Source organism: Salipiger sp. PrR007 (assembly GCF_010499845.1).
GTDB lineage: Bacteria > Pseudomonadota > Alphaproteobacteria > Rhodobacterales > Rhodobacteraceae > Salipiger > Salipiger pacificus_A.
Genome location: NZ_JAAGOZ010000022.1, coordinates 77,995 through 93,823, shown reverse-complemented (window position 1 = coordinate 93,823; position 15,829 = coordinate 77,995). Strand labels below are relative to the sequence as shown.

Here is a 15,829-nt window from a genome sequence, read left to right as displayed (position 1 = left end):
CGTTGCCCACCAAGAAGGCCGGGCGATACACCGGCGGGCTCTGGGTCGGCAAGTTCCTCAAGACCCACAGCTACCAGCGCGTGACCACCGACGCGGCGGCGACCCGGGTCGCCGCGTATGGCTCGCGCCTGTGCATGCTGGAGGGCTTCGCGGGTCACGCGGAGCAGTGCAATCTGCGCGTGCGGCGTTATGGCGGGATCAGCGTGCCCTACGCCGCGGCCGCCCCTGTTCTGCCCGAGGCCGCCGAGTGACCCAGCGTCGTCCAACAAGCCCTTCCGGCCACAAGACAATCGGGGCACCCGTGCCTATGATGCGCGGGCCCTCCCGGACCTGTGGCCGGGACGGCGCAACGTTGGACGACACGCAAGGGGCGCAGACGATGACGATCGAGAAGGTGACGATGGCTGACGTGGCCGAAAGGGCTGGCGTCAGCCGGTCGGCGGTCAGCAGGTACTTCACTCCGGGAGCCTCGGTGTCGAAGAAGACTGCCGAGAAGGTCCGCATCGCCGCAGAGGAGCTGGGCTTCCGGCCCAACGTCCTGGCGCGGTCGCTGATCACCGGGCAGAGCCGGATCATCGGTCTCGTGATCGCTTACCTCGAGAACTACTTCTACCCCGAGGTGCTGGAGAAGCTGTCCAAGGCGCTTCAGGCGCGCGGCTATCACGTACTGGTCTTCATGTCCTCGCAGGGCTCGGAGACGGTAGATGACGTGATCCAGGAAATCCTCGATTACCAGGTCGCTGGCCTTGTGACGGCCTCGGTGTCGCTGTCGTCGGAACTATCTACTCGCTGCGCCGGTCTCGGCGTGCCGGTGGTGCTGTTCAACCGCGCCCAGGATGGGGCGGGCGTAACCTGCGTGACCTCTGACAACGTCGAAGGCGGCCGGCAGGTGGCGCGGTTCCTGACCGAAGGCGGGCATGGCCGTATTGCCTATGTCGCGGGCTGGGAAGATGCCTCCACCCAGCGCGACCGCGAGGCCGGCTTTCTCGCGGGGTTGACCGAGGCCGGGCAGACGCTCTTTGCCCGCGCGGTCGGCAACTACGAGGCGGGCGCCGCCAAGGCGGCGGCGCGCGCGCTCTTTGCTGGCAAGTCCGAGGCGGAACGGCCCGACGCGGTCTTTGTCGCCAATGACCACATGGCTTTTGTGGTCATGGACGTTCTGCGCTTCGAGCTGGGTCTGAAGGTCCCGGGTGACGTCTCGGTGGTGGGGTTCGACGACGTGCCCCCCGCTGCCTGGCCCGCCTATGACCTGACCACCGTGCGGCAGGATGCCGAAACCATGGTGGCGCGTACCGTAGACCGTCTGCTTGCACAAATCGAGACGCCTGACACGGCGTCTTCGGAGCCGATCCGCGTGCCCGCACCGCTCGTGCTGCGCGCATCGGCACGCATACCGAAGGGTTGGAGCCAACCCGAACCACCACAGGAGACTTGAATGACCACCCCCCTGGACATGGACGCCCGCCTCGTACGCTACGGTGAGTTGCAACCCTGTCGCACCGCCTTCATCGACGCCCACACGCCCGGCTCGGACCAGAAGGAAAACTTTACCATCATCGGCGGCGGCGTGTCGGAAAGTGCCGACCAGCACGTGCACATCAGCCTGCCGCACGGGTTCAACATTGGCGCGGCAGGCCAGCCGCCGCATTGCCGCAACTCGCTGCACTCGCACCGCACAGCCGAGGTGTTCTTTGTGCTGTCAGGCCGCTGGCGCTTCTTCTGGGGCCGCTGGGGCACCGCCGGCGAGGTCATTCTCGAGCCGGGCGACATCTTCAACATCCCCACCGGCATCTTCCGGGGCTTCGAGAACGTCGGTACGGACTACGGGATGATCATGGCCGTGCTTGGGGGCGACGATGCGGGTGGCGGCGTGATCTGGGCACCGCAGGTGATCGAGGACGCGCGCAACCACGGGCTGGTGCTTGGCGAGAATGGCAAACTTTACGACAGCAAGAAGGGCCAGAGCCTCCCCGAAGGTGTGGCGCCGATGCCTCTGTTGGGCGAAGAGGAGCTGAAGACGTTTCCCGAGCCGGAGGCGGCAGAGGTGCTCCCGCGTCACGTGGCGCGCTACCTGGACCTCTCGGCGATGGCGGCCAAGGCGCCGGTCAAGGTGATTGGGAAGACGGGGCGGCTGCCCGACAAGCCCGGCTTCGAGGTCGACCTGGTGACCCGTGGCTCTGCGCTGAGCGAGCCGACCGCCGAACCCTTGCCGTCTGTGCTTATGCCGGTCTTCGGTCACTGGGCGGTGACCTGGGAAGGCGGCAGCGCAATCCTCGCGCCGGGGGATACGCTGAGCGTGCCCGAGGGCCTCGCAGTGACAGTCGAGCCGAGCATGTCGGGCGAGGCGGGCCTTTACCGCATTCTCGGTACGGAAGACCCGGCCGGCGCGACCTGGAGGAGCTGACCCTTCATCGGCGCGGCCCCTCGCCTTGGGGTCGCGCGACCCGCTTCAAGGCGAAGGCGATCTGCGCGTCGTCAACCCTGAAGAGCCTCATCGATCTCCCTTGCTATGCATAGTCATGCGCGGAAATTAGTCCCAGCCTCTCGGACGGGTGCGGTCCAGTTCTGCGGTGATCGGGATGAACTCTTGCTCGTCTCCGGGCGGCAGACGGAACGGTCCGTTCGCCCAGTCGGCGGCCTTCCAGTCCTCCTTGGCTTGTTCGATCCGGTCCTTGGACGACGAGACGAAGTTCCACCAGATATACCTTGGTCCGTTCATGGTCGCGCCGCCGAGCGCCATGAGGCGGGCGCCCTGGGGACCGGCTTTGACCGAGATCCGGTCGCCGGGGCGGAACACCATCATGCGGCCGGCCTCAAAGATGTCGCCTGCGACTTCGATCGCGCCTTCGGTGACGTAGATTCCGCGGTCTTCCTGATCCTCGGGCAAAGGGAACCCGGCCCCCGGCTGCAGCACGACGTCGAGGTAGAAGGTTTCGGACGGCATGGTCACCGGGCTTTTCTCGCCATAGGCGGCGCCGAGAATGAGCCGGGCTTCGCTGCCACCGTCAGAGATCACCGGAAGCGCCTCCTTGCCGTGGTGCTCGAAGCCGGGGTCGCTTTCCTCGAGGTGCTCGGGCAGGGCGATCCAGGTCTGGATGCCAAAAAGGCTGTGGCGGGTGCCGCGGGTCTTTTCGCTGGTGCGTTCCGAATGGGTCACGCCGCGGCCCGCGGTCATCCAGTTGACCTCGCCGGGGTAGATCATCTGGTGGCTGCCGATGCTGTCGCGGTGCTCGAACTCGCCCTGGTAGAGGTAGGTGACCGTGCCGAGCCCGATATGCGGATGCGGGCGCACGTCGATGCCGCCCTCGGTGATGAACTCGGCCGGGCCCATCTGGTCAAAGAAGATGAACGGTCCGACCATCTGCCGCTTAGGCGAGGGCAGGGCGCGGCGGACGTCAAAGCCGCCGATATCGCGGGCGCGGGGGATGATCAGCGTCTCGAGCGCGCCGCAGCCGAAGTCGGGGCATTCAGGGCTATGGGTAGGGTTCCAGCTCATCTCGGGTCTCCTCTGGGGTGGCCGGCGTTACCGCCTCTGTCCTGTGTGTCGTCCTGCGACGGGCGATGCCTCGCCCGCAGGACTTGCGCACGGCGGCGCTGTGTTCGCGGGCCCGGCGACCGGCAGGGTCACCACTGGATGACGTCGGCGGTCTCGTCGCGGTGGCGCATCGCGTAGCCACGCACGAAGGGGCAGAGCGGCACGATCCGCTGGCCCTTGCCGCGGGCGTCCGCGAGAAGGCGGAGCACCAGTGCCTTGGCGATCCCCATGCCGCGCATGCTGTCGGGCACCCCGGTGTGGTCGGCGATGATGAGGGTCGGCGAGACCTTGGAGATGGTCAACTCGCCTTCGCCCGCGACACCCTCCACCGTGGCGACGTAGCGCGCTTTGCTGTCGGTTTCGCTGTAGCTGATGATCGGATCGGTCATTTCGATGTCTCTTGCATGGGTCTGGGAGGAGCCGGACCGGCGCCGTGACGGGAGCGTCCGGGGCGGTACGGCAGGAGAAGCCTCCGGCGCCCGGGGAGAGGGCGCCGCGGCAGGTCATGCGGTGAGCAGCTCGGCCAGGGCCGCGATCTCGCCCTGCCGGATCTCGTGGCCGCCGTCGTGGATCTCGGTCCGGACGTCGGCGCCACTGTCGACCAGCCACGTCAGCAGCCCTTCGGTGAGCGGCCACGGGCAGATCGGATCTCGGCGCCCGGCGGTGACCAGCACGCGCCGACCGCCGAGATCGACCGGCGCCGGCTGCCACGGGATCAGCGGGTGCAGCAGTCCGATCCGATCGAAGAGATCGGGTTGCGCCATCACCACCGAAGCGAGGATGTTGGCGCCGTTGGAATAGCCGAAGCCATAGACCGGAACGCCCGGATTGGCGGCTTTGTGCGCGGCGACGAAGGCCGCCATCCGCGCGGTCCGCTCGGCGAGGTCCTCCATGTCGTAGACGCCCTCGCCGGTGCGCCGAAAGAAGCGCGCGGCGCCGCCTTCCGAGACGTCGCCCCGGGGCGAGACGATGCCCGCGTCGGGGTGGATCTGCCGCACCAGTTCGAAGAACTGGGTCTCGTCTCCGCCGGTGCCATGAAACGCGAAGATCAGCGGCGCCCCCGGATCGGGGGCACGGGTGCGGGCGTGGTAGCTCAGGGTCTGGGTCATGGCGATTAGGCTCCAATTGCGGGCAGACGCCCTTCGATCTGGCCGCGGTACGGCTCGTATCTGGTCGGCAGCTTCAGCGCCTGCCTGAGGTTCGCGGTGTCCTCGTCCCGGTCGAAGCCGGGCTCGTTGGTGGCGATCTCGAAGAGCACGCCGCCGGGGGTGCGGAAGTAGATCGCCCAGAAGTAGTCGCGGTCGATCACCGGGGTCACCTGGTAGCCGGTGTCGAGCAGCGCGTCGCGCACCCGCAGCTGCGCCGCGCGGTCCTCGACTGCAAAGGCGATGTGATGCACCGATCCCGCGCCCTGCGCCGCGGCCTGACCTCCGGGCACCGCCTCGAGGTTGATGGTGTCGGCGGCGTTGCCGCCCTCGATGCGGTAGCGGGTCACGGCGCCGTCGGTCTCGTCCTTCTGGTAGCCCATGAAGCTCAGCAGCTCGGCGGTGGCGGCGCTGTCGCGCAGCCGCATCCGGGCGCCGTGGAAGCCGAGGATTCCGGCCTCTTCGGGCACGCCGGCGCCGGTCCAGACGGTGCGGCCCCGATCAGGGCTCTCCACCAGCGCGAAGCCGTCGCCGTCGGGGCCGGCGAACTCCAGCCGGGTCTCGCCGAGGAAGCTGCTTTCGGTGAGACCCGTCACGCCCTTGGGGGCGAGCCGGTCCTTCCAGTAGCCAAGCGCGCCCTCGGGTACGGCGAACTCGGTCACGCCGACCTCACCGGTACCGCGACGCCCGCGGGGCATCTGGCCGAAGGGAAAATAGGTCATCACCGAGCCAGGGGTGCCGATCTCGTCGCCGTAGTAGAGGTGGTAAACCTCGGGCGCGTCGAAGTTGACGGTCTTCTTGACCCGGCGCAGGCCGAGCGTGTCGGTGAAGAAGCGGTTGTTCTCGGCCGCGTCCGCCGCCATCGAGGTGACGTGGTGCAGCCCTTTGATGTCCGTGATCATCTCGATCTCCATCGAGTCTGTGTCTGTTGCATTCAAGATAGGGGCTAGGATAATTTTCAAGAATAGAAACTCACGGGCATTTACTATTACGCCGGATCGAAACAATCTGGCGCGATGCAGACCATCAAGCCGATCCGGGTCTTTCTTGAAGTCGTCGAGCAGGGCAGTTTCGCCGGGGCGGCCCGCAGCCTTCGGATGACGCCGGCCTCGATCACCAGGATCATCGCCCAGCTCGAGGAAGACCTCGGCCAGCAATTGCTGCTGCGCACGACGCGGCAGGTCTCGCTCACCGGCGCAGGGGCGATGGTCGCGGCGCGCTACCGCCCGGTGCTCGAAGAGTTCGACAGGGTGACCGAGGAGGTCACGCGCACCACGAGGCCCGACCGGGGGCGGCTGGCGATCAACGCGCCGATGTCGTTCGGCATGCGGCTGATGCCGGGTCTGGTGGCGAGCTTCCGGCTGGCCTATCCGCATATCGCACTCGACGTGCATCTGACCGATGTGCTGGTCGATATCCTTGACGCCAACTGCGATCTCGCGATCCGCATCTCGGATCCGCCGGCGGACAAGTCGACGATCTGGCGGCGGATCTGTCAGGTGCCCCGGCAGGTGGTCGCTTCGCCCTCGCTCTTCGAGCGCATCCCGCGCCCGGAGGCTCCCGACGACCTGCTGCCCGAGCATTGCCTGTCCTATGGCCATGGGGGCGCGGCCGAGACCTGGACGTTCACCCGCGGCGGCCAGCGCCGGACGCTGCGCGCCGGGACCGGAGTCACCTCGAACAACGGCGAGTTCCTCTACGAGATGGCGCTGTCGGGGAACGGCATGGTCAACCTGCCCGATTTTCTGGTGCGGGACGGGCTGGCCTCCGGCGCGCTCGAGCTGGTGTTGCCGGAATGGCAGCTGCCGCCGCTCAACCTCATGCTCTACTATCCACCCTACGAGAAACTGCCGCCGCTGGTCGGCACCTTCACCGACTTCTTCGAGGCCTACATCCGCGACATCGACAGTTTTGATTTTTGATCTCCGCGCCCGGTTCAGTTTCGATTGGAAATCGGCAACCCCAAAAAGGGGGTCGGGCTACGTCGATCACTTCAACTTGCTGGCAGAACGGCTGACGAGGCAGCGCTGTGTGCGCACATATCCGACAGCGCAGGTGCTGTCGCCCTTGCGAGCCTGCCCGAGCCTTGGCTTCGCCGAGGCCGGCACCACGTCTGGCCCATTTTGGGAACCGGAGAACCGGCAGTCTTGTGCGGAGCAGGTATGCGCCAGAGGAAGAAAGCACCGGCTGCTTTCCGTTCTCATGGCAAAACGAATTTCGTTTCGTTTTCGCTTTTCGAATTGCTCCGGCGCGCAACCGCTCAAACGTCCGATATGACATAATTTCAGATTATCCGATCCCAGTCACCAGTCACCAGTCAGGGAAAAGGTAAGCGCGGCCCAGTCTCCGAAATTCCGGGCCGAGGGGAATGTGGCCTGCAATCCTGAGGACCACGCACATGCGGACGCTCTCGCGGGCCGCGCTCGACAAAAGGAACAGACGTGCCTGAAATATGTTCCAAGGATGGCTCAGACCAACAGATCGAGAGCGCTTCTTCAAGTGGCGGTCTGGCAGCAGTGCCCTGTGGCGGCATGCGATCGGGAACATAGTTGCACTCGCATTGTTAAGGGCCCTGAAATGGAATGGGATAGAAAACATGGCAAACGCGGATCGGAAATCGTATGGCCCTGGGCAACAGGATCAGGGGAAGGGGAGTGGAGAAGGCGGGATGTCTCCCGCCGAGGTGGAGCAGCGCAGGAAGAGCGAGGTGTTGTCGAACCGCGACACCTCTCGGCATTCCGAGCAGCGCGGATTGGACAGCCGCCATGTTCACACCCGTCAATTGCATGAGCACGTCGATAATCATGCGGAAGGCAAAGGTGAACCGGGCAAGGCAGCGGCCGGTGAGAAGCTGGCTGATGAGCGTCCAGGTCCTGAGGACAGGGTCACCGGGGGTGACCGGGAATAGCGAAACGTCTCATTGGGCAAAATCAAGCGCGCTTGGGAAAGAGAGATTTCTTAACCCGAGCTGCGCCGTCGGACTTTGAGGTGACCAGTACGCGGACAGAGAATTACGCGCATGCAGTGGGCAAACATGTTTTTCCAAAGTTGGGATGGCATCATCCGCACCCTCATTGTGGGAACTTTGGCTTACGCGTTCCTCGTGGTCTCGCTGCGAGTCTCGGGAAAGAGGACCCTTGCGAAACTAAACGCCTTCGATCTTGTCATAACAGTGGCTTTCGGCTCGACGCTGGCGTCGATCCTGCTGAGCGACGGTGTTGCCCTTGCGGAAGGTGCTGCGGCTTTGCTGCTTCTGATATTCCTGCAATATGGGGTGACCTACACGTCGGTGCGTTCAAAGTCCTTCGCGCGCGCGGTTCGCTCCGAACCTACTCTCCTTCTGCATGACGGTGTCCCATTGACCGAAGCCTTGCGCCGCGCCCGCGTCACAGAAGCTGAATTGGAGACCGTGGTGCGCACGCAGGGACAGGACGGTTTCGGCGCGCTGTCGGCGGTCATTTTGGAGTCTGACGGATCCTTCTCTGTCATCAAGAAAACTCAAAAGGGTGGGTCAAACGATGACGAGCCACGCGCCCGGGCCTTCCGGAACGGGCTCTGACTGGGGGCCTAGGGTCAGTCAGATAGCAGGGTGAGTCAGATCCCGCCTCTGTGCTCTCACCCTTGAGTGCCGCCTATGATCCATATGCCGATGCCAGCCAACAGGATCACTGCATATCCCGCCGCGACGATTACGCCGTCCCGTGCCAATAGTCCAACTGCGAATAGCGTAACCGGTATACCGACCAGTGGCACAGCTATCGGTATCGCTCCGAGCACTAGGAGCGATGTGCCTGTTGCTATCAAAAAAAGTGCGATGAGCGAGATTGAGAGATTCCCGCCGGACAGGCGCTCCCATCTTGGATGCAAATGCCAGCTTAACCAATCCGCGACCGGCCGCACTTTGTGCGCCACCGCTTTTACGCGGCGCGCCTGAACCTCGCGTTTTCCTAGAAATGGCGGAACCCACAGGCCGGTGCGGCCTAGCAGCATCTGCAGGCCGATGACTGCCATGATTGCGCCTAGGGCTCCGCCGATGCCCGGTATCATCCCGATGGGCAAGATGAGAAAGGTGGCGACGATCAAGAGAAGGGGTGCGTGGCCCTGCGCGCCGATCTCCTTTGCCAAACTTTGGAGCGTCACCGTGTCCTGACTCTCGGCCAGCCCCCGCAACCGCTCGACCAGCCTTGGCACCGCCTCTGGTCCCGGATCCACAGCGAGTGTGCAATCCTTCCGGCCCATTTACCTGCTGTCCGACTGCGAGGAGATCTGCGCAAGAGATTGCCCGAATTCACGAAACTCCTCGGCGATGCAAAGCGGGAGCGCGGCCATTGCAGTGGGGACCGCGCCCGGATCTTCTTGACCATCGCGGAGCACTTCCCGTACCGAAAGCCATTCCTCCAGATGCTGCAGCTGCGAGCTGTCCAAGGTCCTGATGATTTCCAGGAGCAGCCGTCGATGCGCGATGCTGCGCGCCTCGAGCATCACAAGCACGGACTCAAGTTCTCTAGGATTTGAGCCATCCATGATAAGTCCTTCCAAATCAGTATCTCCGGGTTCGTCCTTGGGGAAGCGCTCGTGCTCCCGGGTCAGGGCCATTTTTCCTCTGGGCAGGAAACGGCTGGCGAGTGTGTGTCTGCCTCACGAATAAGTGGACGTCGTTCAATTGTGCCTGTCTCCCGGCTGTGCGACCTCGGCGAGTGCCTCACCGGCCGCGAGGGCATCTCCCCGTCCGGCGAGATCACCAAGTGAGAGGACGCCTACAAGGCGCTTCTCCCGATTGACCACTGGAATCCGGCGGATTTGCTGATCGCCCATGTTCTGAGCGACGGTCGTCACGTCGTCGTCTTCGAAGCAATAGCAGACATCTTGCGTCATTGCCTCGCCCACCATGGCATCCGGCCCCCTGCCTGCGCCGATCCCGCGGATAGCAATATCGCGGTCGGTGAGCATACCGACGAGCTTGTCGTCTTCGCCAACAGGGAGGAAGCCGGCGTCAATCTGTGCCATGAGGGCGGCCGCTTCGGCCAATGTCTGGCGCGGCGAAACCGTGACCGGATCGTTCGACATGATTTCCGAAACTCTCATTTTTACCTCCTAGGTTTTATAACTCATCGGATGCGTCTCGCGGCAGGATGCCCGCGCAATCGACGCGGAGGGAAAACTTTCAACAGGCGGCGCATCGCAATGTTCCAGATTTTCAAGCTTTCCTGGGTCCATTCTGCAGATTGGGCAATTCGACTCTTGGCATAGGGCGTGGTTGTCGTGCGGTGTACCACGATCGAGAGGAGGACGACCAAACTGGCGGCCGGCCAATCGGCCGCAAGATCAGTCCGTTTGGTGATGACCAGGCTGTAGTCGACGGCAGCTTTGTCCATCGGCTCGAACCAGCAAAACAGCCGGGCTTCGCGCGACCGCAACCCGTTCTGCACCAGCGGCGACCGTCTGGGCCATGTTTGGCCTCGATATTAGGTCTAGTTGGCTTTGGGCGTACGACGACGATCATTTGGGGCGGAAATCGCTCGGCTCACACGAACGCGACAAGCGCAACAATGCCCGCGAGAACAACCAAGAAAACGAGGAAGATGCCGCGCCGTCCGGATGAACTGTTTTGCAATTCGGCAGGAGTGTGCGGAGGGGAGCGTTTCTTCTCGCGTTCGGGGACGGACGGAGCCACCGTGACTTTACCCGCTGGGGTGGCTGAGGGCCCCGCTCCAGCCTCAGCGTCGGTGCCGAGAGGTGCCGCCGCTGGATCAGAGAAATTGACCTTGTCGCCCGTCTCGCCGTGGTCGATGCGCTGGCGGAGCCGGTCTGGCTCGGCCGATTGACTTGGGTGGACTCTGCGTCGTTTGCGATGTGCCATGCTGAACCTCTCATTTGGCCCCATCAACATGACGCGCATCGGGATGTTCCCCAGAAATCTGGGAACATTGGTTTGTTGTGGTGGTTGCAGGGGGCGTGTTCCCTTCGAAGGGAATGGGATACTTTCAAGGAGCAACGCCATGAAAACTCATTTCTGCGTGGCCTTACTGAGTGCAATGCCTTTCGCAACCGGATGTTGGGCGGCGGAGGTCACCGCGAATATACTTGACCGCGAGGGTAATGAACTCGGCGCCGTTCGCGTTCGGGATACGCCTTCTGGGGTAGCGGTGGCGACCGTCACGCTCATCGAGTTGCCCGAGGGCATCCACGCCATTCACCTGCACGAGACGGGCGATTGTGAGTCAGATGATTTTTCTTCAGCAGGGGGCCACGTGGCTGGCGAACATGTGCATGGGGTCATGTCCCCTGAAGGGCCACATCCGGGCGATATGCCCAATCTGACGGTCAAGGAAGATGGTGTCGGCGAGGTCGAAGTCTTCCTGCCAGCCTTCGACGTCGAAAGATTTCTCCTCGACGCGGATGGTGCTGCCTTCGTTATGCATGCTGGCGTCGACGACTACGAGAGCCAACCCGCTGGCAACGCCGGCGACAGGATTGCCTGCGGAGCGTTTTCCCTGCGATCGGAGTGATGACAAAATTCTGGCTCCTGCAATTGGAATTCGGGGCAAAGGAGTATCGACGAATGTTCTCGTAATCGCGTCGCTTTCGGTCGCAAGTTTTAGGTCGTCCGACCTGCACCTGCAGTGCCAGTCCCATCGCGCCAGATACGCGCTGAGATCTCCCCGATGGGAGGAGTCCCGGAGGGAGTGGCTAAGACAATTGGATGCTGCGGCGGGGCCGCGTGTGTCATGCTCGCAGCGCTTGCCTCCGGCTCCGGTCAGAACGAGCGCTTCCGGCCGCATGATCGGCGCGGCCGCGACCCGAACATGACCGTTGCACCTCCCGCGCAGCCTGAGAAGAAAAACCACCTTCTTGGTGAGCGGCCGTCCCATCTCACCCAATCCATGATACACTGTCATATCGGGGCAATGGAAAAAAGTCGGGACAGAATGCGATATGTACACTACGCCAACAAAAGAAGAGCGTGAGGACCACCTCAAGCCTAAGCTCGAGAATTCAATTGGAGTGGCCTGCGAACAGGAGGTTCCGGAACAGTTGCGCGAACTTGCGCGTCAGCTGCAGGCTCATCTGAGGCATAAGCAGATTTACGGGAAGTAGATGCCCGCGCGCGGTCCGATCCGTCCTGAGTCTGGGTTGATAGTCAGCTCGGCGGCAGCCCGGCCATCCTGAGGCGCAGGCAACAACTTGCCGGTGGTCCGCCGGGTCGTGACGTCAGCGTGTCTTGGGGACGCCAAGCTGCGGGAAAATCGCGGTCGCTGTGCGGGAACATTCCGGATGGCATCCGGTTTCAAACCGGAACCGGAAAGGAGCCGAAAGATGGCAAGATCGAAACAGGGGAAGACTGATGATCCCGAGCGGCCGGCCGAACGTCTGGACCGAATCCGGCCCGACCATGAGGACCGCCGGGTCTCGGAACAGGGAGCGATCGAGCAATCAGGAGAAGGCGGCCGTCCGCGTCCGCCGAACGAAGGTCGCACGACGCGAGGCTCGTCCTCAGAGGACTCGCGCGGCTGATCGCCATTAGTAAGACACTCAGAAACCTCCGCGGCAGATCAGCTGTCGAAAAGGACGGCGAAACTCTCGAAAGGTGCCATCTCGAGGTCGGGATCAATCCGCCTCCGTGCGCGATGTGAAGAGACGAGACAGCGCCCTTCGCCGCAAGTATCTAGCGGCAGGCAGACCGCTTGCCGATTGGCGGTGAAATTTGCCAGTACGAGAACCCGCGCCGACCCCAGCCTGCGTTGAAATGCCATGATCGCTGAGCTGTCCGGAAGCAGCGGTTCGGTCTCGCCGAAGGCGATGACGTCGAGTTCTCGGCGCAGCCGGACAAGGTGGCGGTAATGTGCGAAGATGCTTTCCGGATCGGACCTGTCTTGGGCGACGTTGATTTGGTCTGCGTTGGAATTGACCTCGATCCATGGCGTGCCTGTGCTGAAGCCGGCCCCGTGGCCCGCGTCCCATTGCATGGGCGTGCGGGCGTTGTCACGGCTGTTCCGGTTCGCCCCGGCGATGAATTCTTCCGGCGCAACGCCGCGCGCGATCTGATCTTCGAAGTGGTTCAGAGTCTCTAGGTCGCGGTATTGGTCGATCCGCTCGAAGCGCGCATTCGTCATGCCGATCTCCTCGCCCTGATAGATGAAGGGCGTCCCCTTGAGCATGTGCAGGACTGTTGCAAGCATTCGCGCCGAATTGCGCCTGTGCTTGCCGTCATCGGCGTAGAACGAGACCTGTCTTGGCAGGTCGTGATTGGTCAGGAAGAGCGCATTCCAGCCCTCGTGGCGGGTTAGCTCTTGCCATTCGAAGAGCGCACGCTTGAAGCCGACCAGATCAAATGGTTTCGGGGCGAACTTGCCCAGTTCGGGGTGCCATCCCTCACGGATGTGGGAGAACTCGAAGACCATATCCAGTTCTTTGCGTTCCTGTGCGCAGTAGAGCAGCCCCGTTTCCGGCGAGACGGACCAGCTTTCGCCGATGGTGACGATCTCCCGCCCGGCGATCACTTCCCGGTGCATCTCCTGCAGGAAGGGGTGCAGGTCGGGTCCTTCCTCGTAGATCCGCTGATCGATGTCCTTGCCGATGAGGCTAATGACGTCCATGCGGAAGCCGGCGATCCCTCGATCAAGCCACCACCGCATCATGTCGTGGACCTCGGCCCTTAGGGCAGGGTTCTGCCAGTTCAGATCGGGCTGCGCGGGGCTGAAATAGTGGAAATAGTAGCGCTGCACTTCCTCAACCCAGGTCCAGGCTGGCCCACCGAAGACGGCTTCTTGGTCATCAGGGGGGCCGCCACCCGGCGCAGCCTCGCGCCAGATGTAGTAGCCGTGCTCGGGGGCGTCGCGCGACGCGCGTGCCGCCTTGAACCATGCGTGCAAAGACGAGCTGTGGTTGACCACGAGATCCATGACAATCCCGATTCCCAGGTCACGGGCCTCAGAGATCAGTCGATCCAGGTCGGCGAGCGTGCCATATTCTGGCGCGATGGCACGGTAGTCGGAGATGTCGTAGCCATTGTCGACCATCGGAGAGGCGTAGATCGGCGACAGCCAGATGAACCCGACGCCCAGATCGGCGAGGTGTACGAGTTTGCCGATGATGCCGGGAATATCGCCCACGCCGTCGCCATTGCTGTCGGCGAAGCTGCGGGGGTAAATCTGGTAGCCGGTCGCTCGATGCCACCAATGCTCCAACCGCTCGGGAGCTTCCGCTGGGGCAGGGGCGTGGGATTTCTGGCAACTCATGGCGGGTCCTCTCTTTCGTGTCCGGGCAGGGCTGCTACAGCCAGCGGACCCAGCGTGAGCCGGTTTCCCTCAACACGCGCGGTTCCTGCCTGGAAGTCGATCCGCACTGCAATCTGTGGCAGCGGGATCGCGACCTCTGATTGTCCGAAGTTCGCGAAGCAGAGAAGCGAGTCGCCATTCTTCTTCCGCTCGAAGCCTATGACCCGGCGGGGCAGATCGTTGAGGATGGTCTCTGATGCCGTGCGCAGAAAAGGCACGCCGCGCCGCCAGCGCAAGAGCGCGCGGCTGAAATGCAGCACCGAACGGGGATCGCGCTCCTGCAGTTCAACCGCCTGCTGGCGATGACTCTCGGGTACCTTGTGATATGGTCGCGGCGCCGAAGTGAAACCGCAGTGTAGCGCGGTCGAATCCCAAGGCATCGCGCACCGCACGCCGTCTCGTCCGGGAAAATCCGGCCAGAGCGCCTTGGCCCAGGGGTCCCTGATCTCTTCGGGGGCGAGTTCGGGCTGCTCGAGCCCGAGCTCCTCTCCTTGGAACAGGATCGTGCCGCCGGACAGCGTCGCCTGGAGAAAAAGAAGCAACTTTGCTGCCTCCCGGGCTCGTCCTGCCGCACAGGCGCGCGGCATTAGATTCGACACCGCTCGCTCGGAGTCGTGGTTGGTGAAGACGTTATAGCTGGAACCGGGGACGAGGTAGCGTGACCGGACCTCAAGCATGTTCGTCCAGTCCAGCAAGGTGTCCGAGCGGTTGATCAGGTCGAAGTCATACACCGCGTGCAGCCTATCGTCGCCGACCGTGTACTTCGGCGCGAGACGCGAACTGTCGACATCTGCCAACTCTCCGATCAGCACCCGCTGTGGTTGGTACTCGTCCGCGATGCGCCGGATTTGGTGAAGGATCGGGATGGCCTCGGGAACGTCCCGGTCGAAGAGGTGCATCTGCTTCTTGAATGGATTGTTCGGCCCGCCACCGACCGAAGGGTTCTCGGCGGGGCGCGCCGGTGGATTCGAGCGCAAGTCCCGGTCGAAGCTCAGGCACTGCACCGCGTCGATCCGGAAACCATCGATGCCGATATCCAGCCAGTAGCGCAGAATATCCATCATCTCGGCCAGCACTTGCTGGTTCGATAAGTTGAGCGCCGGCTGACTGCGTAAGAACGGGCGATAGCAATATTGGGCCCGTCGCGGTTCCCAGCGCCAAGCCCGGCCGCCGAAGGAACTTATCCAATTGTTCGGCGGCCCTCCATCCGCAGCAGGGTCGGCCCAGACGTACCAGTCGGCCTTCGCATTGTCGCGAGACGACGCGCTTTCGACGAACCATGGGTGCTGATCCGAAGTGTGCCCCAAAATGAAGTCGAGCATCACCTTGAGACCAAGTGCGTGGGATTTCGCAACCAGCGTGCGAAGGTCATCAACGGTTCCGAAGGGCGGGTGCACAGTGAGAAAATCGCTCACGTCGTAGCCGCTATCCTCGTGAGGGGAAGCATATGGCGGTGTCAGCCACAACCCATCGACGCCTAGTCCGTGCAGATATTCCAGCTTCTCTGCGATCCCTGGGATGTCGCCGATGCCGTCGCCGGTGGCGTCGTTGAAGGACGGCAGATAGACCTCGTAGAAAACCGCTCCGCGCCACCATTCGGGCGGCTCCGGCGGCTGACCGAGGTGGGTCATGGCGTAGACCAGTTCGGCGTCGCGCTCGGTCGCTGACATGACAACTCCTTTTGATCTCCAGCGGGGGCAAGAATAAAATCGGTCCTGCCTTGTTACTGCTTCTATGGATAAACGGTCGAAGAGGGACGATGTTCCAGAGGTCCGAGGCAGGAGGGAAAGGCCGGCCCCGGTGTCGGTTCGTTTTGGTTTAAGACTAACCGATACCTACCTGATGGCGCTGAAGGGCTGGGATGCACCAGC

At 63.2% G+C, this 15,829-nt stretch carries 18 protein-coding genes; 7 read left to right on the top strand and 11 right to left on the bottom strand.

Going from position 1 to position 15,829, the window contains the following annotated elements; all coding sequences use genetic code 11:
* From G0Q01_RS11125 to G0Q01_RS11115, 3 genes are all read left to right on the top strand, one after another.
* A partial coding sequence (locus G0Q01_RS11125) for a histidinol dehydrogenase (RefSeq protein ID WP_203594984.1) occupies positions 1-251 on the top strand: 251 nt, incomplete at its 5' end.
* Positions 252-379: 128 nt separating this feature from the next.
* Positions 380-1,435, top strand: a complete 1,056-nt coding sequence (locus G0Q01_RS11120) for a LacI family DNA-binding transcriptional regulator (RefSeq protein WP_164198151.1) — start codon at positions 380-382, stop codon at positions 1,433-1,435.
* Entirely contained in the window at positions 1,436-2,404 is a 969-nt protein-coding gene (locus G0Q01_RS11115; protein WP_203594983.1) for a cupin domain-containing protein, read from the top strand.
* Between the two features lie 126 nt (positions 2,405-2,530).
* Here the strand turns inward: G0Q01_RS11115 and G0Q01_RS11110 are convergent, their stop codons facing one another.
* The 4 genes from G0Q01_RS11110 to G0Q01_RS11095 all read right to left on the bottom strand — a co-directional run bounded on the left by G0Q01_RS11110 (position 2,531) and on the right by G0Q01_RS11095 (position 5,582).
* On the bottom strand, positions 2,531-3,496 hold the full coding sequence (locus G0Q01_RS11110; RefSeq protein WP_164213371.1) for a pirin family protein: 966 nt from the start codon (positions 3,494-3,496) through the stop codon (positions 2,531-2,533).
* A gap of 128 nt (positions 3,497-3,624) precedes the next feature.
* Positions 3,625-3,924 carry a GNAT family N-acetyltransferase gene (locus tag G0Q01_RS11105; RefSeq protein ID WP_164213370.1) on the bottom strand — a complete coding sequence of 100 codons (300 nt, stop codon included), beginning with the start codon at positions 3,922-3,924 and terminating at the stop codon, positions 3,625-3,627.
* 114 nt (positions 3,925-4,038) lie between these two features.
* Positions 4,039-4,644, bottom strand: coding sequence for an alpha/beta hydrolase (locus G0Q01_RS11100; RefSeq protein WP_164213369.1), 606 nt, complete (start codon positions 4,642-4,644; stop codon positions 4,039-4,041).
* 5 nt (positions 4,645-4,649) lie between these two features.
* Entirely contained in the window at positions 4,650-5,582 is a 933-nt protein-coding gene (locus G0Q01_RS11095) for a VOC family protein (protein ID WP_164213368.1), read from the bottom strand.
* Between the two features lie 114 nt (positions 5,583-5,696).
* Here G0Q01_RS11095 and G0Q01_RS11090 point away from each other — a divergent pair, with 114 nt between their 5' ends.
* From G0Q01_RS11090 to G0Q01_RS11080, 3 genes are all read left to right on the top strand, one after another.
* Positions 5,697-6,602, top strand: coding sequence for a LysR family transcriptional regulator (locus G0Q01_RS11090; protein WP_164213367.1), 906 nt, complete (start codon positions 5,697-5,699; stop codon positions 6,600-6,602).
* Positions 6,603-7,348: 746 nt separating this feature from the next.
* Positions 7,349-7,588 carry a hypothetical protein gene (locus G0Q01_RS11085; RefSeq protein WP_164190818.1) on the top strand — a complete coding sequence of 80 codons (240 nt, stop codon included), beginning with the start codon at positions 7,349-7,351 and terminating at the stop codon, positions 7,586-7,588.
* 111 nt (positions 7,589-7,699) lie between these two features.
* Complete coding sequence (locus G0Q01_RS11080; RefSeq protein WP_164213366.1) at positions 7,700-8,239, top strand: DUF421 domain-containing protein; 540 nt, start codon at positions 7,700-7,702, stop codon at positions 8,237-8,239.
* Between the two features lie 56 nt (positions 8,240-8,295).
* Here G0Q01_RS11080 and G0Q01_RS11075 read toward each other — a convergent pair whose 3' ends face one another.
* From G0Q01_RS11075 to G0Q01_RS11055, 5 genes are all read right to left on the bottom strand, one after another.
* The gene (locus G0Q01_RS11075; RefSeq protein ID WP_164213365.1) at positions 8,296-8,919 is read right to left on the bottom strand and encodes an exopolysaccharide biosynthesis protein; all 624 of its coding nucleotides are present in this window, start codon (positions 8,917-8,919) and stop codon (positions 8,296-8,298) included.
* Positions 8,920-9,276: a hypothetical protein gene (locus G0Q01_RS11070; RefSeq protein ID WP_164213364.1), complete on the bottom strand. Its 357-nt coding sequence runs from the start codon at positions 9,274-9,276 to the stop codon at positions 8,920-8,922.
* A gap of 63 nt (positions 9,277-9,339) precedes the next feature.
* Positions 9,340-9,765 (bottom strand): CBS domain-containing protein, encoded by a 426-nt coding sequence (locus G0Q01_RS11065; protein WP_164190978.1) that lies wholly within the window; start codon positions 9,763-9,765, stop codon positions 9,340-9,342.
* A 23-nt stretch (positions 9,766-9,788) separates the two neighbouring features.
* Positions 9,789-10,055 (bottom strand): hypothetical protein, encoded by a 267-nt coding sequence (locus tag G0Q01_RS11060; RefSeq protein WP_164213363.1) that lies wholly within the window; start codon positions 10,053-10,055, stop codon positions 9,789-9,791.
* A gap of 149 nt (positions 10,056-10,204) precedes the next feature.
* Entirely contained in the window at positions 10,205-10,540 is a 336-nt protein-coding gene (locus tag G0Q01_RS11055; protein ID WP_164190814.1) for a hypothetical protein, read from the bottom strand.
* A 139-nt stretch (positions 10,541-10,679) separates the two neighbouring features.
* Here G0Q01_RS11055 and G0Q01_RS11050 point away from each other — a divergent pair, with 139 nt between their 5' ends.
* The gene (locus G0Q01_RS11050) at positions 10,680-11,189 is read left to right on the top strand and encodes a superoxide dismutase family protein (RefSeq protein WP_164190970.1); all 510 of its coding nucleotides are present in this window, start codon (positions 10,680-10,682) and stop codon (positions 11,187-11,189) included.
* 1,044 nt (positions 11,190-12,233) lie between these two features.
* Here the strand turns inward: G0Q01_RS11050 and G0Q01_RS11045 are convergent.
* Together G0Q01_RS11045 and G0Q01_RS11040 are read right to left on the bottom strand one after the other, a co-directional pair.
* Positions 12,234-13,919 (bottom strand): alpha-glucosidase, encoded by a 1,686-nt coding sequence (locus G0Q01_RS11045; protein WP_164213362.1) that lies wholly within the window; start codon positions 13,917-13,919, stop codon positions 12,234-12,236.
* Positions 13,916-15,628: an alpha-amylase family glycosyl hydrolase gene (locus G0Q01_RS11040; protein ID WP_164213361.1), complete on the bottom strand. Its 1,713-nt coding sequence runs from the start codon at positions 15,626-15,628 to the stop codon at positions 13,916-13,918. Before G0Q01_RS11040 ends, G0Q01_RS11045 begins: the two co-directional genes overlap by 4 nt.
* Positions 15,629-15,829 lie beyond the last annotated feature (201 nt).

What these genes read in the sequence shown, in the direction of transcription:
- G0Q01_RS11055 (WP_164190814.1), bottom strand. Translation starts at nt 10,540, where the DNA reads ATGGCACATCGCAAACGACGCAGAGTCCACCCAAGTCAATCGGCCGAG.
- G0Q01_RS11120 (WP_164198151.1), top strand. Translation starts at nt 380, where the DNA reads ATGACGATCGAGAAGGTGACGATGGCTGACGTGGCCGAAAGGGCTGGC.
- G0Q01_RS11045 (WP_164213362.1), bottom strand. Translation starts at nt 13,919, where the DNA reads ATGAGTTGCCAGAAATCCCACGCCCCTGCCCCAGCGGAAGCTCCCGAG.
- G0Q01_RS11075 (WP_164213365.1), bottom strand. Translation starts at nt 8,919, where the DNA reads ATGGGCCGGAAGGATTGCACACTCGCTGTGGATCCGGGACCAGAGGCG.
- G0Q01_RS11115 (WP_203594983.1), top strand. Translation starts at nt 1,436, where the DNA reads ATGACCACCCCCCTGGACATGGACGCCCGCCTCGTACGCTACGGTGAG.
- G0Q01_RS11095 (WP_164213368.1), bottom strand. Translation starts at nt 5,582, where the DNA reads ATGATCACGGACATCAAAGGGCTGCACCACGTCACCTCGATGGCGGCG.
- G0Q01_RS11040 (WP_164213361.1), bottom strand. Translation starts at nt 15,628, where the DNA reads ATGTCAGCGACCGAGCGCGACGCCGAACTGGTCTACGCCATGACCCAC.
- G0Q01_RS11050 (WP_164190970.1), top strand. Translation starts at nt 10,680, where the DNA reads ATGAAAACTCATTTCTGCGTGGCCTTACTGAGTGCAATGCCTTTCGCA.
- G0Q01_RS11080 (WP_164213366.1), top strand. Translation starts at nt 7,700, where the DNA reads ATGCAGTGGGCAAACATGTTTTTCCAAAGTTGGGATGGCATCATCCGC.
- G0Q01_RS11065 (WP_164190978.1), bottom strand. Translation starts at nt 9,765, where the DNA reads ATGAGAGTTTCGGAAATCATGTCGAACGATCCGGTCACGGTTTCGCCG.
- G0Q01_RS11060 (WP_164213363.1), bottom strand. Translation starts at nt 10,055, where the DNA reads ATGGACAAAGCTGCCGTCGACTACAGCCTGGTCATCACCAAACGGACT.
- G0Q01_RS11070 (WP_164213364.1), bottom strand. Translation starts at nt 9,276, where the DNA reads ATGGCCCTGACCCGGGAGCACGAGCGCTTCCCCAAGGACGAACCCGGA.
- G0Q01_RS11085 (WP_164190818.1), top strand. Translation starts at nt 7,349, where the DNA reads ATGTCTCCCGCCGAGGTGGAGCAGCGCAGGAAGAGCGAGGTGTTGTCG.
- G0Q01_RS11090 (WP_164213367.1), top strand. Translation starts at nt 5,697, where the DNA reads ATGCAGACCATCAAGCCGATCCGGGTCTTTCTTGAAGTCGTCGAGCAG.
- G0Q01_RS11110 (WP_164213371.1), bottom strand. Translation starts at nt 3,496, where the DNA reads ATGAGCTGGAACCCTACCCATAGCCCTGAATGCCCCGACTTCGGCTGC.
- G0Q01_RS11100 (WP_164213369.1), bottom strand. Translation starts at nt 4,644, where the DNA reads ATGACCCAGACCCTGAGCTACCACGCCCGCACCCGTGCCCCCGATCCG.
- G0Q01_RS11105 (WP_164213370.1), bottom strand. Translation starts at nt 3,924, where the DNA reads ATGACCGATCCGATCATCAGCTACAGCGAAACCGACAGCAAAGCGCGC.